19 protein-coding genes are annotated in these 19,503 nt (G+C 41.3%); 10 read left to right on the forward strand and 9 right to left on the reverse strand.

Features of this window, described 5'->3' with window-relative positions; translation table 11 throughout:
- Window position 1 precedes the first annotated feature (1 nt).
- From B9T36_RS17465 to tviB, 5 genes are all read right to left on the reverse strand, one after another.
- Window positions 2–553 (reverse strand): acyltransferase, encoded by a 552-nt coding sequence (locus tag B9T36_RS17465; protein WP_086210714.1) that lies wholly within the window; start codon window positions 551–553, stop codon window positions 2–4.
- A gap of 106 nt (window positions 554–659) precedes the next feature.
- Complete coding sequence (locus tag B9T36_RS17470; protein ID WP_086210715.1) at window positions 660–1,247, reverse strand: acyltransferase; 588 nt, start codon at window positions 1,245–1,247, stop codon at window positions 660–662.
- Window positions 1,247–2,419 carry a lipopolysaccharide biosynthesis protein gene (locus tag B9T36_RS17475; RefSeq protein WP_086210716.1) on the reverse strand — a complete coding sequence of 391 codons (1,173 nt, stop codon included), beginning with the start codon at window positions 2,417–2,419 and terminating at the stop codon, window positions 1,247–1,249. The genes B9T36_RS17470 and B9T36_RS17475 overlap by 1 nt, the downstream gene beginning before the upstream one ends.
- 10 nt (window positions 2,420–2,429) lie before the next feature.
- Window positions 2,430–3,452: an NAD-dependent epimerase/dehydratase family protein gene (locus tag B9T36_RS17480; protein WP_086210717.1), complete on the reverse strand. Its 1,023-nt coding sequence runs from the start codon at window positions 3,450–3,452 to the stop codon at window positions 2,430–2,432.
- A gap of 28 nt (window positions 3,453–3,480) precedes the next feature.
- Window positions 3,481–4,758 (reverse strand): Vi polysaccharide biosynthesis UDP-N-acetylglucosamine C-6 dehydrogenase TviB, encoded by a 1,278-nt coding sequence (tviB, locus tag B9T36_RS17485; protein WP_086210718.1) that lies wholly within the window; start codon window positions 4,756–4,758, stop codon window positions 3,481–3,483.
- Window positions 4,759–5,030: 272 nt separating this feature from the next.
- On the opposite strand from tviB, the gene B9T36_RS17490 reads away from it, so the two are divergent.
- From B9T36_RS17490 to B9T36_RS17510, 5 genes are all read left to right on the forward strand, one after another.
- Window positions 5,031–6,125, forward strand: coding sequence for a polysaccharide biosynthesis/export family protein (locus tag B9T36_RS17490; RefSeq protein WP_086210719.1), 1,095 nt, complete (start codon window positions 5,031–5,033; stop codon window positions 6,123–6,125).
- Window positions 6,126–6,128: 3 nt separating this feature from the next.
- Window positions 6,129–6,557, forward strand: a complete 429-nt coding sequence (locus B9T36_RS17495) for a low molecular weight protein-tyrosine-phosphatase (protein WP_086210720.1) — start codon at window positions 6,129–6,131, stop codon at window positions 6,555–6,557.
- Between the two features lie 19 nt (window positions 6,558–6,576).
- Window positions 6,577–8,772, forward strand: coding sequence for a polysaccharide biosynthesis tyrosine autokinase (locus tag B9T36_RS17500; RefSeq protein WP_086210721.1), 2,196 nt, complete (start codon window positions 6,577–6,579; stop codon window positions 8,770–8,772).
- A gap of 212 nt (window positions 8,773–8,984) precedes the next feature.
- Window positions 8,985–9,689 (forward strand): FKBP-type peptidyl-prolyl cis-trans isomerase, encoded by a 705-nt coding sequence (locus B9T36_RS17505; protein WP_086210722.1) that lies wholly within the window; start codon window positions 8,985–8,987, stop codon window positions 9,687–9,689.
- Between the two features lie 53 nt (window positions 9,690–9,742).
- Window positions 9,743–10,435, forward strand: a complete 693-nt coding sequence (locus tag B9T36_RS17510) for an FKBP-type peptidyl-prolyl cis-trans isomerase (RefSeq protein ID WP_086210723.1) — start codon at window positions 9,743–9,745, stop codon at window positions 10,433–10,435.
- Between the two features lie 171 nt (window positions 10,436–10,606).
- Here the strand turns inward: B9T36_RS17510 and murJ are convergent, their stop codons facing one another.
- Both murJ and ampD read right to left on the reverse strand, forming a co-directional pair.
- On the reverse strand, window positions 10,607–12,163 hold the full coding sequence (gene murJ, locus B9T36_RS17515) for a murein biosynthesis integral membrane protein MurJ (protein WP_171264502.1): 1,557 nt from the start codon (window positions 12,161–12,163) through the stop codon (window positions 10,607–10,609).
- 77 nt (window positions 12,164–12,240) lie between these two features.
- Window positions 12,241–12,813: a 1,6-anhydro-N-acetylmuramyl-L-alanine amidase AmpD gene (gene ampD / locus B9T36_RS17520; protein ID WP_086210725.1), complete on the reverse strand. Its 573-nt coding sequence runs from the start codon at window positions 12,811–12,813 to the stop codon at window positions 12,241–12,243.
- A gap of 184 nt (window positions 12,814–12,997) precedes the next feature.
- Here ampD and nadC point away from each other — a divergent pair, with 184 nt between their 5' ends.
- The gene (gene nadC / locus B9T36_RS17525) at window positions 12,998–13,843 is read left to right on the forward strand and encodes a carboxylating nicotinate-nucleotide diphosphorylase (RefSeq protein ID WP_086210726.1); all 846 of its coding nucleotides are present in this window, start codon (window positions 12,998–13,000) and stop codon (window positions 13,841–13,843) included.
- Between the two features lie 72 nt (window positions 13,844–13,915).
- Here nadC and rph read toward each other — a convergent pair whose 3' ends face one another.
- Complete coding sequence (gene rph, locus B9T36_RS17530; protein ID WP_086210727.1) at window positions 13,916–14,632, reverse strand: ribonuclease PH; 717 nt, start codon at window positions 14,630–14,632, stop codon at window positions 13,916–13,918.
- A 160-nt stretch (window positions 14,633–14,792) separates the two neighbouring features.
- Here rph and B9T36_RS17535 point away from each other — a divergent pair, with 160 nt between their 5' ends.
- Window positions 14,793–15,470, forward strand: coding sequence for a TetR family transcriptional regulator (locus tag B9T36_RS17535; RefSeq protein WP_086210728.1), 678 nt, complete (start codon window positions 14,793–14,795; stop codon window positions 15,468–15,470).
- A 109-nt stretch (window positions 15,471–15,579) separates the two neighbouring features.
- The gene (locus tag B9T36_RS17540) at window positions 15,580–17,217 is read left to right on the forward strand and encodes a PglL family O-oligosaccharyltransferase (protein ID WP_086210729.1); all 1,638 of its coding nucleotides are present in this window, start codon (window positions 15,580–15,582) and stop codon (window positions 17,215–17,217) included.
- A 66-nt stretch (window positions 17,218–17,283) separates the two neighbouring features.
- Here the strand turns inward: B9T36_RS17540 and B9T36_RS17545 are convergent, their stop codons facing one another.
- The gene (locus B9T36_RS17545) at window positions 17,284–17,901 is read right to left on the reverse strand and encodes a thiol:disulfide interchange protein DsbA/DsbL (RefSeq protein ID WP_086210730.1); all 618 of its coding nucleotides are present in this window, start codon (window positions 17,899–17,901) and stop codon (window positions 17,284–17,286) included.
- Between the two features lie 180 nt (window positions 17,902–18,081).
- Between B9T36_RS17545 and ubiG the strand changes: the two genes are divergently transcribed.
- Entirely contained in the window at window positions 18,082–18,798 is a 717-nt protein-coding gene (gene ubiG, locus B9T36_RS17550) for a bifunctional 2-polyprenyl-6-hydroxyphenol methylase/3-demethylubiquinol 3-O-methyltransferase UbiG (protein ID WP_086210750.1), read from the forward strand.
- Window positions 18,795–19,490, forward strand: coding sequence for an HAD family hydrolase (locus B9T36_RS17555; protein WP_086210731.1), 696 nt, complete (start codon window positions 18,795–18,797; stop codon window positions 19,488–19,490). The genes ubiG and B9T36_RS17555 overlap by 4 nt, the downstream gene beginning before the upstream one ends.
- Window positions 19,491–19,503 lie beyond the last annotated feature (13 nt).

The following is a 19,503-nucleotide window of genomic DNA, read 5'->3' on the forward strand; positions in this document are numbered from 1 at the left end:
GCTAAAGCTGAGATTGTTTTTGTGCTTGAAGCTCAATCGCACGCTGCACACGTTGAGTATAGTCCTGAATCCCTGCAAGCTCAGAGTCACTGGCACAAGTGGTTTTAATTTTGGCTTGAAAGTCATCAAAACTGCTCACCACTTTGGCAGGTACTCCAATTGCTACACTATTATCAGGAATATCTTTAGTCACCACTGAACCTGCGCCAATCACCACATTTGAACCAATCGTGACCCCCGGCATAATAATGCTATTGACCCCAATAAAAACATGAGAACCCACATGAATAGGGGCAAAACGTTGATAACGTTTGCCTTGCGCATCATAAACAAGGCAGGTACTACCATCATGCGTAATAAACTTAACGCCTGAGGTGACTGTAACGTGATTCCCTAGATGAATCAGAAAAGGTTCAGAGCCCCAGCTCTTGATATAAATTCGACAATGCTCACCGATAGTCACCCCTTTTTTACGCGCATAAGCAATACTGCCCTTGAACATAAAATAGGCTAAATCAAACACTGTGTTGAAAATTGACCGAATCAATGCCATGTATCAAAAAGACCCAAGATAAATAGATAAATGTGCAACAAAAGTACTGCAACGGGCTATTTTACTCTCAATTGTGCAACACGGATATGCTCTGTCCAACAGAGTTTTATTTTATTTTTTTTGCAGGTGTTCCTACGTAAACCCCCGCCTCGGGAATGCTTTTACTCACCAATGAACAGGCGCCCACGACCACATTATTGGCAATATTGACGCCATCAAGCACGGTTACTCGAGCACCAAACCAAATATTTTCACCAATTTGAATCCCCTGTTTAGTAATTTGGTCTTTGACCAAAACCTCAGGATCATCAAACTTATGGTTACTGGCGATCATAATACTTTGCGTGCCAATCCGGGTATTATCCCCAATGCTTAGACCACCACAGCCATTGAGAAAAGATTTGGAGTTGATACTGACATTCTGTCCAATTTCAACCTTGCCACCAAAACACTTGATATAACAGCTTTCACCAATAAAACTGTGATCACCAATACAAAGCGTGGCGCCCTTTTCCACAATAATCGTGACATCATCCCCAATATAGACATTTTCCCCGATACTCACGACACCGCTAATATCGAGCTTAGTCCGCTTCCCAAAATATTTAAACCGACTTGAAAAAGCCATGTTATACAGCGCCTTACGGCACTGTGCAGAGAGCCAGTTGAGCAACTTCAAAGTTTTAAAAAACATCACAATTTTGCTCTCCACACCACATATAAAATGGAAAAATTATAAAAAATGAGTGCTACAGGAACAGCCAAAAGCATATAAATTTTATCATTCATCATGACATAGAGCCCAGCAAACAAAATGAACTTTAAAATCAATTCCACAATTTGCAGTCTAAACAAAACTTGGCTGTTTCGTTTCGCAATCAGATAAGCTGAACTGGGCGGATTACAAAAGACCGCCCAATAGCCCAATGCCAAAATTTGGAAATAGGTTGAAATACCGACCCACTCATGGCCAAAAGCCCACAAATAAACACTTTCAGGTAATACAAAAAATACTGCAAAAAATGGCAGCGAAATCAGGCTTAAAATCACACTGCTATGCAAAGCCTGACGATTGGTGTGTGCATGTTTAAATTTGCGAATAAAAAATTGGCGAAGGGTTTGCGACATTAGGTTAATTGGGACACGGAGCGTACGTTCAACAATGGCGTAAAAACCCATTGCCTGCACCCCGACAAAATGCGAAACAACATAATAAGGTAAGTTATGTGAAAAACTATTTAAGAGTGCATGCGGTGTATTGCTATAGATAAAATCTTTATAATGTTTAAATGCTTGCCAACTCACGGTATAGAGCTGATTTTTCAAGATATAAAGCATGACCACAAGCAGCATAATCAGTGAGCTTACTGCATAACTGTTGACCAAGCTGATGCTCACCCATAACGGTAAACTTAACTGCACCACCACCACAATCAGGCTTCTAAAAACATTCAACCCTGCACAAAAATATTCGGCATGTACTGAAAACTTATAGTTATAGAGGCTTTGAATCAAAGTATTGGCAAGTATTCCACTACAAATTGCCCCAACCATTGCTCCATCAAAAAAGCAACTCAAAACACCAGCCGAAAGCAATGAAATAATGGTCGCAAAAACCGCACCTTCGAAAATGAGGCTTTTTTGATGCTGTTGTTCTGCTACCAATTGCGCTTGATCTAAACGCAAATTCGCTACCGTCGATAAAACACTAACGATGGCTAAAGCAATGCCATATTCACCAAAGTCTTGAACTGAGTATAAGCGCGTTAAAAAAGGCAGGGCGATAAATGTCATTATCGCACCCACTAATAAACTTGCGGTGATTAAACCAATCGATTGGTATTTGGCGAATAGGCGCGCAATCATGTCAGCCCGTTCAGGTCAAATTGTTGACATACCAACGCATTGCCAACTGAATACCTTCAGCAATCGGGTATTCAGGCGCATATCCTAAAGCTTGTTGAATTTTGGCAATACTGGCTTGTGAATGGCGCACATCTCCTGCACGAAATTCACGATACACTGCAGATTTTGCATAGTTGATCGAATTTTCAAGCAATGCGACTTGAATTGCAGCATATAAATCATTCAAAGTGGTACGATCACCCACAGCCACATTATAGACTTGGTTTTTCGCCTCGTCAGGGGCTGTGGCTGCCAAAATATTGGCTTGTACCGTATTATCAATAAAACAGAAATCTCGACTGGTTTCCCCATCGCCATTGATGAAGACATCATCCCCTGCAATCATCGATGCCGTCCATTTTGGAATCACCGCTGCATAGGCACCATTTGGATCTTGGCGTTGCCCAAAAACATTAAAATAGCGTAATCCAATGGCTTTAAAACTATAGCTACGGGCAAACACATCTGCATATAGCTCATTCACATATTTAGTTACGGCATAGGGTGAAAGCGGATTCCCAATATTTTCTTCAACTTTAGGTAATCCTGGATGATCACCATAGGTTGAACTGCTTGCCGCATAACTAAAACTTGAAACATGCGCATCACGTGCTGCGGTCAGCATATTCAAAAAGCCACTGATATTGGTGTCATTGGTCGTGATCGGATCAACAATCGAACGTGGTACAGAACCCAAAGCAGCTTGATGCAAAACATAGTCCACACCAGTACAAGCTGTTTGACAGTCTGCAAACTGACGAATATCACCCTCAATGAAATTGAAATTTGACCACTGTGCCTCTGAGACACATCCTTTCACTTCATCAAGATTATGTTGATAGCCTGTCGCAAAATTATCTAACCCGACCACGATCTGATCCAGCTTTAATAATGTTTCAAGCAAATTTGAACCAATAAATCCAGCAACGCCCGTGATTAGCCATGTCTTCGGTGCTTGTTGTAACTGCTCGCAGACCGTTTGATATTGGTTCATCGTAAATTTTCCAAAAACATTCAATAAATTATAGACGTAAATCAGACTCTGATTGATCTAATACATATTTTAAATCATACAAGACATGGCTTTCTTTACCTAAAGCACGAATTGCATCAGCGCCCATCACCTTAAATTGCTGGTGGGCAACCGCAAGAATCACCGCATCATACGTTTGCTGATTTAAAGACTGTACTGGGCTAATCGCATATTCACTTTCAGCCTCAATTGGGCTCACCCACGGGTCATATACATCAACATCAATATGATATTCTTCAAGTTCTTTCACAATGTCGATGATACGGGTATTACGAATATCAGGACAGTTTTCCTTAAAACTGAGCCCCAAGACTAAAACTTTTGCGCCTTCAACCTGAATCTTCTTTTTCACCATACTTTTAACAAGTTGGGTGACGACATAAGCACCCATGCCATCGTTCAGACGACGACCTGCCAAGATAATTTCAGGATGATAACCCATCGACTGTGCTTTATGAGTTAAGTAATACGGGTCAACCCCGATACAGTGCCCACCCACTAAACCTGGACGGAATGGTAAAAAGTTCCATTTTGTTCCTGCGGCTGTGAGTACATCTTCTGTATCAATGCCCATTTTATTGAAGATCAAAGCAAGTTCATTAATTAAAGCAATATTTACATCACGTTGTGTGTTTTCAATCACTTTTGCTGCTTCTGCAACTTTGATACTTGGCGCTTTGTGCGTGCCCGCTTCAATAATAAGATTATATACTTCATCGACAAAATCAGCGACTTCGGGTGTAGAACCTGAGGTGATTTTTAGAATATTCGTAACCCGATGGAGCTTATCCCCTGGATTAATCCGTTCGGGGCTATAGCCCGCAAAAAAATCTTGATTGAATGTTAAACCTGATACTTTTTCTAAGACAGGAATACAGGCTTCTTCTGTTGCACCGGGGTAAACGGTCGATTCATAGACAACGATATCACCCGCAGATAATACCTGACCAATACTTTGTGATGCTTTGATTAATGGAGTGAGATCGGGTTGTTTAAATTCATCAATCGGTGTTGGAACGGTCACAATATAAAAGTTACAACTTTTTAGATCTTCTAAATCTGCGCTATAACTCAACTGAGTTGCTTGCATCAACTCATCTGGAGACACTTCCAAGGTATGGTCTTGACCAGACTTTAACTCATCAATTCGCTTCTGATGAATATCGAAACCCAGCACAGAAACTTTTTTACCAAACTCTACAGCCAGAGGTAAACCAACATAACCTAATCCGATGATGGCAATTTTTAGATCAGCGAGTTGTAGCATGGTACAGCCTTGTGCAATTTGAATAGGATAGGAGCAGAGATCTCAACGTTGCACAATATAGCAGAAATTTGATTTCTTTTAATGACTAAATTATGTTACTTAGTCCTCAAAAAATTATTCGATTAATTATAGAAACAGTACGTTTCACCAACATCTTAGGCTATGTTAAAGATATTAATTGGTATAAAATCTAACTGTTTTATATAAATTCTTCGGGTTGTCATAGCCCTGATCCATTATTCAAATTATTTATAAATAGGGTTTATTTTCGAGTGAGTTACTACCGCTATAGCATATTGTTAGCACTCAGTTTAAGCATAACTGGTTGTGCCGTAACATCAGGACTTCAAACTTATGATCTTCCTGAACAAGGCTCCTATAAAACAAATCAAGGTGCTGAACTTAATGTTGTACAGTTAACACAAGAGAATATCTCTAATATAGCGCAAGCACCTGTCAACAATTTTTCAGATATTCGAACTTTGTTTAATAAAAAACAAGGTATTTATCGCTTGAACTATGGTGATGTCCTATCTATCCAACTTTGGGCATATCCAGAAATTACTCCGCCTATTCAAGATGCGACCAGTGTACGAACTGTAGGCTACCCGATTGATCCAAACGGGAATGTCCAACTTCCTTTAATTGGTTCTGTCAAAATTGCTGGAAAAACGCTTGCTGAAGCACATACATTCTTGCGTAGCCAATTTAGCAAGTATCTCAAGAATCCTGACGTGATTGTCCGCGTTCTGTCTTTTGAAGCAAAACGCTACTATGTCAACGGGCAAGTGCTTAAAAGTGGACAATACACCATCAATGATCTTCCAATCAGTCTCTATACTGCCCTAGGTCAAGCGGGCGGGATCGACACCAAGACTGGAGATACGACCAATATTCAACTCATCCGAAATGGTCAAACATATAATCTCAATACCATTCAGTTAGAAAAACAAGGCTTATCACTCCATAACCTACTGATCCAACCTGACGACACCATTTTCGTTAACACCAAACAAGACCAAAAACTATATGTCATGGGTGAGTCGAGTAAAAGCCAAGCAATTAGCTTAAGAGATCAAGGCATGTCTTTAAGTGATGTATTGGGTGAAAGTGAAGGTATTAATCCATATTCTGCAAGTGCAGCACGAATTTATGTAATGCGCACAGACTTAAAGTCCAAACAATCAACCATTTATCATTTAAACTTGAGTAGTCTGGGTAATTTGGCCTTAGCCAATCAATTCGACATGAAAAAGAACGATATTGTCTATATTGATGCAACAGGTTTAACGCGTTGGCAGCGTGTGATGAATCAAATTGTTCCGTTCTCAAGTGCTTTATATAGTTTTGATCAACTTGGAAAATAAGTCATGGGGATACAAAATATTTTAGTGGTTTGTGTTGGAAACATTTGTAGAAGTCCAATGGCGGAATATTTCCTCAAACAGGAAAATCCACAGCTCAATATTGACTCTGCAGGTCTATCCGCCATGGTGGGACATGGTGCCGATGACAAGGCTATTCATTGTATGGATCAATTTAAGATTGATATGCGTCAGCATGTCGCAAAACAGATCAATGCCAGCCTCATTAAAGCTGCCGATTTGATTTTGGTGATGAGTAACAACCAAGCTCAACATATAGAAAAACAGTGGCCTTTTGCTAAAGGTAAAGTCTTTCGCCTAGGTCATTGGCAAAAACAAAATGTTGCTGACCCCTACCAGCATAATCAAGCTTTTTTTGATATAACCTGTAGCAATATTCAACGCTTTGTTGCTGATTGGAAATCACATTTTTAAATTATTACGATATTAAATTATGAATCAAAACTCTAGCACTAGCGAAGATACAATCGACTTAAAAGAGTTATTTTTTTCTCTGATTGCTCAGTGGAAACTCATTGCTCTTTGTATTATTTTCAGTTTAATTTGTGCATTACTTTATTTAAGAGTCACTCAACCCATTTATGCTACAGATGCGATGGTTCTCGTTGAAGACAGCAAAAGTGCTGCCTCAGCAGCACTATTAGGCGAGTTAAGCCAACTCTCAGGAGCGATGGGGCAAAAATCACCAGCCGATGCAGAAATTGAAGTTCTAAGATCTCGCATGGTTTTGGGACAAGTGATTCGAGATCTCAACCTTGATATTGAAATCAAGGCCCCAGAAGACTCCGCATTTAATCGTTTGATTTCAGAGAAAAAGTCAACAGTTGATTACACTCCAACTGAAGTGGTTTATCAAAATAAATCATCCGTAGTTCAAATTAAACAATTGAATGTCCCTGATTTCTATCTAGATGAACCCCTTCAACTAAAATTCAACGAATCAAACACATTTCAACTACTACATAAAGATGAAGTTGTTTTTGAAGGCAAAACCAACGTCAAGAATCAAGTGCCTAGTCCGTATGGCTTGTGGCAAGTGTATATTGTAAAAAATAACAATCTAGCCCCAGAACTTAAAATCACAAAATACGCTCTACCAACAGCAATGAAAAACCTAATGTTGAATTATGGTGTTGCTGAACGTGGAAAAATGACAGGTGTAGTCGGTTTAAGTTACCAAGGCACTGATAAAGCACACATTACCAAAGTTCTGAATCATATTCTGAGTGTCTATCACAAACAAAATATTGAAAGAAAGTCCCTAGAATCAACGCAAACACTTGCTTTCTTAGATAAACAATTACCTTTACTTAAGCAGCAACTCGAAGATTCTGAGATTAAGTTCAATAGATTCCGTGAAAAATACAACACCATTGATGTGACCCAAGAATCTGAACTGTTGCTGAAACAAAATATTGAGCTTGAACGCTTAATGATTGAGCTCAAGCAAAAACAAGCTGAACTTTCTGCAAAATATACCAATGATCACCCTTTAATGGCAGAAATTAATGCTCAGTTGAAAGAGTTGACTGGTAAAAAAGAACAGTTAAATCAAGCTTTGAAACAACTTCCAGAAACCCAGCGCTTATATTTACAGCTTTATCGCGATGTTAAAGTCAATGCAGAACAATACACTGCTCTGCTAAACAACTATCAACAGTTGAAAATTGCAAATGCAGGTGAGATTGGTAATGTACGTATTGTCGATACAGCCGTTAAGCCTTTTGAAAAAGTTAAGCCAAAGACACTTATCGTTCTAATTTTATCGCTCTTTGTCGGTGGTTTCCTTGGTACGCTGTTAGCATTATTACGCAATATGATGCGCTCAGGCATTAAAGACTCCGCTCAAATTGAAAATGAGCTGGATCTACCTGTGTATGCAACAGTCCCTCGTTCACCCGTGCAAGAAAGTCGCATCAATATTTTGAAGAAGAAAAAGAATATTCCTATTTTGGCTGTTAAAAACAGTGATGATATTGCGATTGAAAGCTTACGTAGTATGCGTACCGCCATTCATTTTGCTTTAAGTTCTGCAAAAAATAACCTGATTATGATTTCAGGCCCAGCACCAGAAGTCGGGAAATCTTTTATTTCGACCAACTTAGCCACAATTTTGGCGCAAAGCGATAAACGTGTTTTGATTGTAGATGCTGACTTACGTCGTGGATATTTACATAAGTACTTTAACTACGACACTCAACCAGGTCTCACTGAATTACTCAATGGCCAACACAGCTTAGAGACAGTGATTCGAAATACTGAAGTACCTGGCTTAAGCGTCATCTCCAGAGGTAAAAGTCCAGCCAATCCATCTGAACTCTTAAGCTCGGCTCAGTTTAAGAACGTCTTGGCACAACTGTCTGAAAAGTTCGATCATGTGATCATCGACACACCACCAGTACTGGCTGTAACGGATGGGATTATTATTTCTCAATATACAGGCGTTAATTTAGTGATTGCGCGTTATGCGAAAACACAAATGAAAGAGCTTGAGTTAACCATCAATCGCTTTGAACAAGCAGGTGTTAAAGTCAATGGCTTCATTCTGAATGACATTCAACGTACAGCTGGTTCAGGTTATGGCTACAATTATGCTTATGCTTATAAAGCCAATAAAGAATCAGACTAAAGACAGCTATTAGCCGATAAAAAGCCAGAATGACAGTTCTGGCTTTTTATTTTGTATGACAAACGTTTATATATTCAAATCCTTATAGTTTTTTTAAGGACTTCGGCATATATTAATTTGGAAATGTACTCTAGGTACAAAACACGTGATTCATGAAGTCTGCTAAGATGCTGAAAACTTTTTGAATGTAATAGAATTAGGAAAAATTTCACATGAGTAAAGCCTTACCGATTGCTGTAGCTGTTCTCCTAGGCGGTGCTGCACTTGTTCCCGTTTATTATGCATCTCAACACCCTGCTTCGGCTGAAGCGCAAGTTTCAAAAAATGCATCTGCCGTAGAAAAAATTAGCTATGCACTAGGCTATGAAGTTGCTCATCAAACCCCACCAGAACTCGACATTAACAGTTTTGTCACTGGTGTTCGCGCAGGTCATGCCCGTAGCCAACCCGCGTATACAGAAGAAGAATTAAAACAAGCCTATGAACAGTTCCAACAAGAAATGCAACAAAAACAGGCTAATGTTGCTCAACAAGCACAGACCACTAGCGATAATTTCTTAACTGAAAATGCAAAAAAACCTGGGGTGAAAACTACAGCTTCGGGCTTACAGTACAAAATCACGCAAGAAGGTACAGGTAAGCAACCCACTGCCAGCTCTGTCGTGACCGTACATTACAAAGGCCAACTGGTCGACGGTAAAGTCTTTGACAGCTCAATTGAGCGTGGCGAGCCAATTGAGTTCCCATTGAATCAAGTCATTCCAGGTTGGACTGAAGGTTTACAACTGATGAAAGAAGGTGGCAAAGCGACCCTCTATATCCCGTCCAACTTAGGTTATGGTCCACAAGGGGTACCCGGTATGATCCCAGCCAACAGTACACTTATTTTTGATGTAGAACTGATCAAAGTAAAATAACAATGCCAACTCAAGGAGAGCTTTTGCTCTCCTGTTTTTATTGAGAACAATTTATGAAAATTCAAACAACATTACTCTGTGGCTTGTTCCTTTCAACCCCTCTTTTCGCGGCACCTATCACCAATAAAAGTAGTGCTCATCAACAGGTCGGTTATAGCTTTGGTTATTTGATGGGTCGCAGTAATGCAGAGTCTATTCAAGATTTAGATATAGATGCTTTTGTCCAAGGGTTACGAGAAGCATCTAAAGGCCAAACTGCCTCATTAAGTGATGAAGATATGGCGCGTGTACTCACCCAATATAAGCGTCAAGCCGAAGCGAAACAATTATTAGAAGTCAAACAATTGGCAGACAAAAATGCCAAAATTGGCGCAGCATTTTTAGCTGAGAATGCAAAAAAACCTGAGGTGAAAACTACAGCTTCAGGCCTGCAATATATGGTTTTACAACAAGGTCAAGGCAAGTCACCCAAGGCCAACAGTCGAGTCAAAGTCCATTATGAAGGACGTTTGATTGATCAAACGGTTTTTGACAGTTCGATTGCACGCCAACAGCCTGCAGAATTCCAAGTCAGCCAAGTCATTCAAGGTTGGACTGAAGGTTTGCAACTGATGAAAGAAGGAGCGAAATACCGTTTCTTTATTCCATCTAAACTGGGTTATGGTCAAATTGGTTCAGGTGATGTGATTGAACCGAACAGCACGCTGATTTTTGATGTGGAACTGATTGCAGTATTGCCAAACTAAGGCAGTTAGGCAAAATAATTCTAGAGATAAAATAAAAAGCCTGACATGTGATCAGGCTTTTTATTGATTACGCTTTTTATGAATTACAATCTATTCTCAAATCAAGCCATGCTTTTTTAAGCTACGCGCTTCACTGGTCTTGCAGCATAAAATCAAGTAGTGCTTTTTGTTTTATGCTTCATGCTTTAAATGGCGTGGTCTAAAACCCGTCATGAATAAACCAATGGCATAAGCCACTGCACCGACCACACACAGCCCAACCACTTCAGCAACGCGAATCCACTGTGACATTTCGCCATTATACCAAGTCAGTCCGTACCACAATGCCGCAATCATCACGGCGTTAGAAATACCAAACTGAATAAACAGTTTTTTCCAGTGAGCACCAAAACGGAAAATATCACGCTTATGTAGGTAGAAATACAACATTCCTGCATTTACAAGTGCAGACCCAGAAGACGCTAAAGCCAGTGCCATATGCTCTGCATGCCAGTCAATCAATTTAAAGAAACCAATAAACACTACGTTTAAAATCGCATTCGCAGCAACGGCCATTAGCCCCACACGGACAGGAGTCTTGGTGTCTTGTTGTGCATAAAACCCAGGTGCAAAGACTTTAATCAACATGAATGAAATCACCCCGGCGCTCATACACTGCAACGCTAAAGCCGTCATTTGAGTATCTTCAAGGGTAAATTGTCCGCGTTGGAATAGGGCCTGAATAATAGGGGTCGATAACATAAACAGTGCAATACTGGCAGGCACGCCAACCAAAACAATCACCTTCGCAGCCCAATCCATCATGCCACGAAACTTCGACATATCTTGCTCTGCATGACGGGTCGACAATGCCGGTAAAATTACCGTACCAATCGCCACCCCAATCAACCCCAAAGGCAATTCAGTCATACGCTCTGCACTATATAACCAAGACACAGAACCATCTTGCATAAACGAAGCCCAAATGGTGTTTAGAAGTAAGTTAATTTGCGTAACAGAAACACCAAATAGTGCAGGCAACATCAATTTCATGATGCGATCTACACCCTCATGTTTAAAATCGACTTTCGGCGGAATCAGTAATTTTTTATGCCAAAGTTCAGGAATTTGGATCGCTAATTGCAATACACCCGCAGCAATCACTGCCCAACCGAGTGCCATAATCGGCTCCGCCATATACGGCGTCAACCACCATGCTCCTGCAATCATCGCAACATTCAGCAATACTGGTGAAAATGCGGGTGAAGCAAAGGAACCATAACTATTTAGAATACTGCTGGCAAAGGCTGTCAGCGACATAAACAATAAATAAGGAATAGTGAGGCGGAACATCGAAACTGCAAGATCAAACTTCTCAGGGTCAGCATGGAAGCCCGGTGCATAAATATACAATACGGCAGGCGCCGCGACCATAGCCAAGAAAGTTAGAGCTGTCATGATCGTCATCAAACAACCAAAGACACGGCTAATCAGGATTTGAACTTCCGCATGGGTACGCCCAGTTTTATATTCGGTCAGTACTGGAATAAACGCCTGAGAGAATGCCCCCTCAGCAAACAGCCGACGAAAGAAGTTCGGTATACGAAAGGCCACCACAAAAGTATCGAAATCTTTACCCGCACCAAAGACATTCAGCAAAACAATGTCTCGTACCAAACCCAAGACCCGAGAAAGCATGGTCATTGCACTTACAATTACGGTTGACCGCCACAGCGCCATCGTATCCACCTAGTTTTTCATTTGCCGCTATTGTAATGAAACTTCAGCGAATATTTGATTGTTTAATGTTGTTGTCTGCACTCAATTTATTGACTTTTTAACTGCTGCAAACGGCTTCTATATTTGTACCAATCGAAAAATGGGCCAGGATCCGTTTTTCGACCTGGCGCAATATCGGAATGCCCCGCCAAATGCTGTTGAATTTGAGGATAGGTTTGCTGTAAGCAGGCAGTCACATGTACCAATGCTTCATATTGGGCATCTTCAAAAGGCATGTCATCACTGCCCTCAAGCTCAATGCCAATCGAATAATCATTGCACTCTTTTTTGCCCAAATAACTCGAACGCCCTGCATGCCATGCACGGTCATGAAAGTTAACAAATTGTAAGACTTCCCCGCCTCTTAAAATCAGTAAATGTGCTGAGACTTGCATGCCTTGAATAGTTTGAAAATATGGATGTACTGACCAATCCAATTGATTTTGAAAAAATTGTTCAATATAGCCACCACCAAACTGTGAGGGGGGCAAACTGATATTATGAATGACAATCAGTTGAATATCAGCATCTGCAGGACGTGCGTTAAAATTAGGCGATGGGATTTGTCTCGCTCCCTGCAATTGACCAGCTTGCACTTGAAACGATGGAATGCCTTGCATATTTTTATTCCTTAAACCCATTGCGCCCTTCGGGCAATATTTTTGCTTTGTTGTCCATGCTAAATCTTTCCCTATCATTTCACAAATCTATGGTGTTTCGTTTTAGAAATTTTTACGCCTTTTCAGGAAAAATGCTAATATATTGCGCAATTTTCATGGCTTCTATAAAGATACGGACAATCGGATGAGCATATCGCAGCAACTGCTTGAACAATCTATTCAACTGAATATTCAACAGGCATTACAAGAAGACATCGGTGATGGCGACATTACGGCACTTTTGACGCCTGAAGATGAGCAAGCAACTGCGACCATTATTAGCCGTGAAGACATGATTCTTGCAGGTCAACCTTGGGTCAATGCATTAATTGCAGCTTTTGATTCGAGTGTACAAATCACGTGGCTAAAAAACGATGGCGATCTGGTTCGTGCCAATGAAACCCTTTTTAAACTGGCGGGTTCAGCACGCAGCTTACTTACGGTTGAACGCCCTGCGCTCAACTTTGTACAAACCCTGTCTGCAGTAGCAACTAAAACGGCTGAATATGTCAAACAGTTAGACGGCTTAAATACAAAGTTGCTAGATACCCGTAAAACACTACCGGGTCTGCGCATTGCACAAAAATATGCAGTCGCGATCGGCGGGGGGCAAAACCATCGTTTAGGCTTATTCGATGCTTTTTTAATAAAAGAAAATCACATCATGGCAGCTGGTGGCATTGCTCAGGCGATTGCCAAAGCGCATCAAATTGCCCCGGGCAAACCTGTCGAAGTCGAAGTCGAAACATGGGCTGAATTAGACCAAGCATTAGAAGCCCAAGCGGATATCGTGATGTTAGACAACTTTAGCCAGCAACAAATGATTGATGCTGTCAAGCATGTCGCAGGACGTTGTAAATTGGAAGCGTCAGGCAACATCACCATTGACAACTTACGTGAAGTGGCAACCACAGGCGTGGATTATATTTCGATGGGTGTGTTGACCAAAGATGTCAAAGCCGTCGATCTTTCCATGCGTTTTAATGCTTAATTTGAAAAGATTGCATTCAGTCAACACGCCATAAAAAAACGCACTAGATAGTGCGTTTTTTTGCGTGAAAACTTACCAGCCCAGTGCTTGCTGTTGTTTTTTCACCAATTCTTGAATGCCCTTTTCGGCCATTTCTAACATGGCATTGCACTGTACACGGGTAAATGGTTTATCTTCCGCTGTACCTTGAATCTCAATAAACTCACCTGCTTGGGTCATCACCACGTTTAAATCTGTTTGGCAGTTTGAGTCTTCTTCATAACATAAGTCTAAAAGCACTTCGTCTTGGAAAATACCGACTGAAATGGCAGCAACCAAACCTTTGAGTGGATCCTGCTTAATTTTCTTTTTCTCAAGCAGCGTATTCATCGCATCAATAAGGGCCACCGCAGCACCAGTGATTGCAGCAGTCCGCGTACCACCATCTGCTTGAATCACATCACAGTCAATGGTAATCGTATTTTCACCGAGTTTCTTTAAATCCACCATGGCACGTAAACTACGACCAATCAAACGTTGAATTTCTTGAGTACGACCACTTTGCTTACCACGTGCCGCCTCACGGTCACTACGGGTATGGGTTGAACGTGGCAACATGCCATATTCTGCTGTTACCCAACCTTGACCTTTACCTTTTAAAAAACGCGGAACTGAGTTATCAATGCTCGCCGTACAAAGAACTTTGGTATGACCAAACTCAACCAATACCGAACCTTCTGCATAACGTGTATAGTTACGCGTAATAGTAACATCACGTAATTGATCTAATGCTCGTTGGTCGATACGCATAATACGTCCTTCATCTGACTAAGTTGATTGGCGCATAGTATAGCAGAAGCAAAGCCAAAGCATTTGCTCCACAAGCTCGCTTTTGTAATTGATCGCCAACCTCACTTTAGATCTTGATTCTTTGTTAAACTAAAAGACAAATGAGCTTGAGGCCACATCTATGTCGATTCGTGAAGAGCGCAAACAACAAAGTCGCCAAGCATTGCTCAATGCAGCCTTACAGCTCAGCACCTCTGGTCGTTCCTTTAGTCAGATCAGTCTCCGTGAAGTTACCCGTCAAGTCGGTTTAGTGCCAACCGCCTTTTATCGACACTTTAGTGATTTGGATGAACTAGGGCTTGAACTGGTCGACCAAGCTGCCTTACATATCAAAAATGTGCTGACCCAATTAGGTCAAAGCTATGTTTACCGCCCACATGCAACCATTGAGCACAGCCTCGATTTATTCTTTGATGCCGTTGAGCAACACCCCGAACAATGGATCTTTCTCATCGGCGAGCGTTGGGGAGGCTCAACATTGGTTCGTAAAGCCATCGAACGAGAGATCACGTTTTTAATCGACGACTTTGCCTATGCTCTCACCCGTATTGAAAGTATGCAGCATATCCGCGATTCAAAAGACCTTAACGTTTTAGCCAATATTCTAATGAATGCCTCTTTTAACTGGGCCATGCGTTGGATTGGTTTTAGCCGAGATCTACCATCAGTACAATTACAACAGCAACAACATGACTTTAAAATGCAAACAGTGGTACAGATTCAACTCATGTTTCGTGGTATTTCCAATTGGCATCGACCAACAATACAAACAGAACAAGCCAACCCGACACTGCATTAAACTCCAGCTAGAATGATGTTTTAATACATTACAAATTTTTTAACACTGTTTGCTCAAACTTAGACGCTTTTTCACTATCATAGAGCCAGTTTTTTCATCTGTACCTCTTATGCGTTTTTTTCTTTTTTTAGCTGCCAGTGTATGTATGGCCTTAGCATGGCTTTTGCCCATTCATTATCGACCATGGGTCACTTATACAGGTGAGCTGTTTGCCTTTTTGTCATTATTTACGCTTTCTGCACTGTTTCTAAAAGAAAAAATTTTATTCCCCAAGATCACACTACCTCTATTGCTCTTAAGCCTTGTACCCTTTATACAGTACGGCTTTGGTGAGCTGTTCTTTTTCAGCAAAGCGTTGATGTGCGGCCTATACATTTTTGCCTTTTGGCTCAGTATTGTTTTAGGTTTTAACCTCAGTCAAAGACCGCTCGCGCGTGAACAATTGTTTGCTGGTTTAAGTACGGTTTTTTGGTTGGTTGGTGTGGTCACTGCTCTGATTGCCATCTGCCAATGGCTCAATATTGAACAGAAAATACCGGGGATGACCATATTAAAAGGTGACCGCCCGTATGCCAACTTCGCTCAGCCGAATAATATGGCAAGCTTCTTAATTCTGTCCTTACTGGGTACTCTTTACTTATTTGAGAAGAAAAAATTCAATACTCTTCTTCTCTGCAGCAGTGCCGTACTGATGTTGTTTGCTGTCGCACTGAGTCAATCTCGCACATCATGGGTCGCGAGTATTTGTGTACTACTGTATTTACTCTATCAACAATACAAAGGCACACTACAACTCAAATGGTATAGTGCTCTTGCATGGTTTGTGCTCTTTGTTTCTTTAATTGTGTTAACTCCTCAGCTCAACCAGTTGTTGGCTCAACTTTCTAATGTTGATGTCACACAAACTCGCGATGTCGTTGCTCGAGCAACCAAGGGGGATATGTCACGTCTTGCCATTTGGCAGCAAATGCTACATGCAATCGCAGAACGCCCTTGGTTTGGCTATGGTTGGCATCAAACCAGTGTCGCTTACACATTGATTAGTGATCAGTTCCAAGGTCCAGTTTGGGTGAAAAGTGCGCACAACTTCATTCTCGACTTCATTTTATGGAATGGTCTACTGATTGCAGTTCCATTTTTTGCTTACATAAGCTATTGGGGTTATCAACTACAAAAGCATGCAACTTCATCCGAATCTGTGGTGGGTTTGCTCATGGTAGGGGCTGTACTCATTCATGCGATGCTCGAATTTCCTTTATTCTATGCCTATTTCTTGTTGCCGCTCGGCTTTATTCTCGGGATTATTCAAGCCCAGCAAAAAGTAAAAACATGGACCGTAGCAAGTTATGTTATGCCAGTGGTATTTACAGCCTGTGTGATCTTGGTCGGACTCATTATCCGTGATTATGAACTGATGGTGCCGAAGCTGAATCAAGCCTCTCGCTATGAAAAAACACCTGAAAAATTCACCAATCACGATCAAATTTTACTGCTGTCTGAGTTTAACCGTCGTATCGAATGGATTCAGTTAAATCCGTATAGTAAAGTCAGCCCTAAGCAAATTCGGGACTATGAGGAAATGGTGTTGAACTACCCGATTCCTTATGATTTAACCAAGTTTGCTAAACTCTTGGCTTTCAATGGCTATGAGGCTGAGGCTCGTCACCAACTTTGGCGCTTAAAAACTTTAAGAAAAATTGATCTGCGTTATGAGGATTTATTACAGCCTGCATCAAGTGTGCAATAAATTTTGGCGCCCCATAAAAAAAGCCTGCATCAGCAGGCTTTTTTTATGGGGCGAGCTATACGCTCATTATTTTGCCGCACGTTCTTTTTCGATGAGATATTCTACAACTTGCACAACTTTCTCATTTTCGCCCTGAACAATGTACTTACCATTGACTGTGACCGCAGGGACACCACTCAGTTGATAACGTTTCGCTAAGTCTTGCGCTTGAGCAATTTTTGAAGTGATCGCAAAAGACTTATACGTACTATTAAATTTCGCTTCAGGAATACCAAATTGAGTATAGAACTTAGCTAAAGCAGGTTGTTCTAAAATTGGTTGGTTTTGATCATGAATCGCATGGAATAACATAAGGTGTGTCTTCTTGCGCACACCTAAAGCTTCAGACACATAATAAGCTCGAGCACCCTGCTCCCAAAGTGGATTCATCGCTGCTGGTGTACGTACAAAACGTACATCTTTAGGTAATTTCTTTAACCAAGTCTGCATATGCGGTTCAAGTTTAAAGCAGTGTGGGCAGCCATACCAGAAGAACTCACGCACTTCAATTTTTCCAGGTACTTCGACCTGTACTGGCGTTGGTACCACAGTATAGTCCTGACCTGCTACAAAGTTTGCAGCCAAAGCACTACCAGAAATAGCGAAAACAGCGGTTGCTAGTCCACTCAAAAGGAGTTTTTTCATTGAACTTATTGTCCTCAAAATCATTATGATAAGTTTATGCAAATACTATAAATCAAATATGCCAAATTCGTTTTCATTCTGTGAACTTTTTTCAGGCTTTTATCGCTTTTTCCAGAATAAACGCTACACTAAGCCCTATTGAATTTTTTTAAATATTACAACCTGATTGAGGTGACGATGATGTCGCAACTGAATGTTGATCCACAAGAAATTGCCAAATTTGAAGCATTTGCTGCCATATGGTGGGATCAGCACTCGGAGTTCCGTCCTTTACATATGATCAATCCATTACGCTTAAACTGGATTGATGAGCATGCTGGTGGACTCAGTGGGAAAAAAGTCCTTGATGTCGGCTGTGGTGGCGGCATTTTGGCTGAAAGTATGGCACGTCGTGGTGCAGATGTTCTTGGTATTGATATGGGCGAAGCCCCACTGAATGTGGCGCGTTTACATGCAGAGCAAGAAGGTGTTAAGCATATCGAGTATCGCCAAGTTCCAGTTGAACAGCTCGCAGAAGAACACGCGGGACAATACGATGTCGTGACCTGCATGGAAATGCTGGAACACGTACCTAATCCAGCTTCAATCATTGAAGCCTGCCATAAACTGGTTAAACCAGGTGGTCATGTGTTCTTTTCAACCATCAACCGTAATCCCAAAGCCTATCTGTTTGCCATTATTGGTGCTGAATATGTACTGCGTATGTTAGCGAGAGGCACCCACGATTATCAAAAATTCATTAAACCATCAGAGCTTGCACATGATATTCGCGGTGCTGGACTCAAACTGAAAGACATGACGGGTTTACATTACAATCCATTGACCAAACGCTATTGGTTAGCGCCAAATGTCGATGTCAATTACATGGTCTATACCGTAAAAGAAGGTGCTGCATGAAAGCCGTCTTATTCGACCTTGACGGCACACTGATCGACACTGCCGCCGACTTTATTCGCATTATTCAAGACATGTGCCGTGAAAAAGGCGTCGCTGTGGTCGATGCAGACCTGATCCGTAGCCAAGTCTCTGAAGGTGCACGGGCGATGGTGAAATTGGTTTATCCAGAACTGGAAGTCGAAGACCCGGTTTTTCTGGCACATCGTCAGCGTTTTTTAGATATCTACGGTGCCGATATCGCAGTAGATACTGACCTGTTTTCGGGCATGTATCCGCTACTTGAAAAACTTGAAAACCAAGAGATTCCTTGGGGCATAGTCACCAATAAACCGCGCTGGCTCAGTGAAGCATTATTAGATGCGCTGAATTTGACAGAGCGCTGTGCGGTTTTAGTTTGCCCAGAAGATGTCTCTCAGACCAAGCCTGATCCTGAGCCGATGTATTTGGCTGCCAAGCACATCGCGATTGCGCCTGAAGGCTGTATCTATGTCGGCGATCATCCACGTGACATCGATGCAGGTCGTAACGCGCAGATGTATACCATTTTGGCAGCTTATGGTTATTTACCATTCGCGCACAAAGATGACTTAACAGCGTGGCAGGCAGATTGTATAGTGAAGAGTGTGGCTGAATTGGACGATGTTATTCAGTCTCTTGTGAGTCAAACTACACCGTCCACTTCACTGACTTGATCACAATTAAAAA

The sequence above is a fragment of the Acinetobacter sp. ANC 4204 genome (genome assembly GCF_002135205.1).
GTDB lineage: Bacteria > Pseudomonadota > Gammaproteobacteria > Pseudomonadales > Moraxellaceae > Acinetobacter.

Bases quoted from the DNA above. Each gene is read 5' to 3' on its own strand.
- B9T36_RS17465 (WP_086210714.1), bottom strand. From the start codon at position 553: ATGGCATTGATTCGGTCAATTTTCAACACAGTGTTTGATTTAGCCTAT.
- B9T36_RS17470 (WP_086210715.1), bottom strand. From the start codon at position 1,247: ATGTTTTTTAAAACTTTGAAGTTGCTCAACTGGCTCTCTGCACAGTGC.
- B9T36_RS17475 (WP_086210716.1), bottom strand. From the start codon at position 2,419: ATGATTGCGCGCCTATTCGCCAAATACCAATCGATTGGTTTAATCACC.
- B9T36_RS17480 (WP_086210717.1), bottom strand. From the start codon at position 3,452: ATGAACCAATATCAAACGGTCTGCGAGCAGTTACAACAAGCACCGAAG.
- tviB (WP_086210718.1), bottom strand. From the start codon at position 4,758: ATGCTACAACTCGCTGATCTAAAAATTGCCATCATCGGATTAGGTTAT.
- B9T36_RS17495 (WP_086210720.1), top strand. From the start codon at position 6,129: ATGGGGATACAAAATATTTTAGTGGTTTGTGTTGGAAACATTTGTAGA.
- B9T36_RS17500 (WP_086210721.1), top strand. From the start codon at position 6,577: ATGAATCAAAACTCTAGCACTAGCGAAGATACAATCGACTTAAAAGAG.
- B9T36_RS17505 (WP_086210722.1), top strand. From the start codon at position 8,985: ATGAGTAAAGCCTTACCGATTGCTGTAGCTGTTCTCCTAGGCGGTGCT.
- B9T36_RS17510 (WP_086210723.1), top strand. From the start codon at position 9,743: ATGAAAATTCAAACAACATTACTCTGTGGCTTGTTCCTTTCAACCCCT.
- ampD (WP_086210725.1), bottom strand. From the start codon at position 12,813: ATGCAAGGCATTCCATCGTTTCAAGTGCAAGCTGGTCAATTGCAGGGA.
- nadC (WP_086210726.1), top strand. From the start codon at position 12,998: ATGAGCATATCGCAGCAACTGCTTGAACAATCTATTCAACTGAATATT.
- rph (WP_086210727.1), bottom strand. From the start codon at position 14,632: ATGCGTATCGACCAACGAGCATTAGATCAATTACGTGATGTTACTATT.
- B9T36_RS17535 (WP_086210728.1), top strand. From the start codon at position 14,793: ATGTCGATTCGTGAAGAGCGCAAACAACAAAGTCGCCAAGCATTGCTC.
- B9T36_RS17540 (WP_086210729.1), top strand. From the start codon at position 15,580: ATGCGTTTTTTTCTTTTTTTAGCTGCCAGTGTATGTATGGCCTTAGCA.
- B9T36_RS17545 (WP_086210730.1), bottom strand. From the start codon at position 17,901: ATGAAAAAACTCCTTTTGAGTGGACTAGCAACCGCTGTTTTCGCTATT.
- ubiG (WP_086210750.1), top strand. From the start codon at position 18,082: ATGTCGCAACTGAATGTTGATCCACAAGAAATTGCCAAATTTGAAGCA.
- B9T36_RS17555 (WP_086210731.1), top strand. From the start codon at position 18,795: ATGAAAGCCGTCTTATTCGACCTTGACGGCACACTGATCGACACTGCC.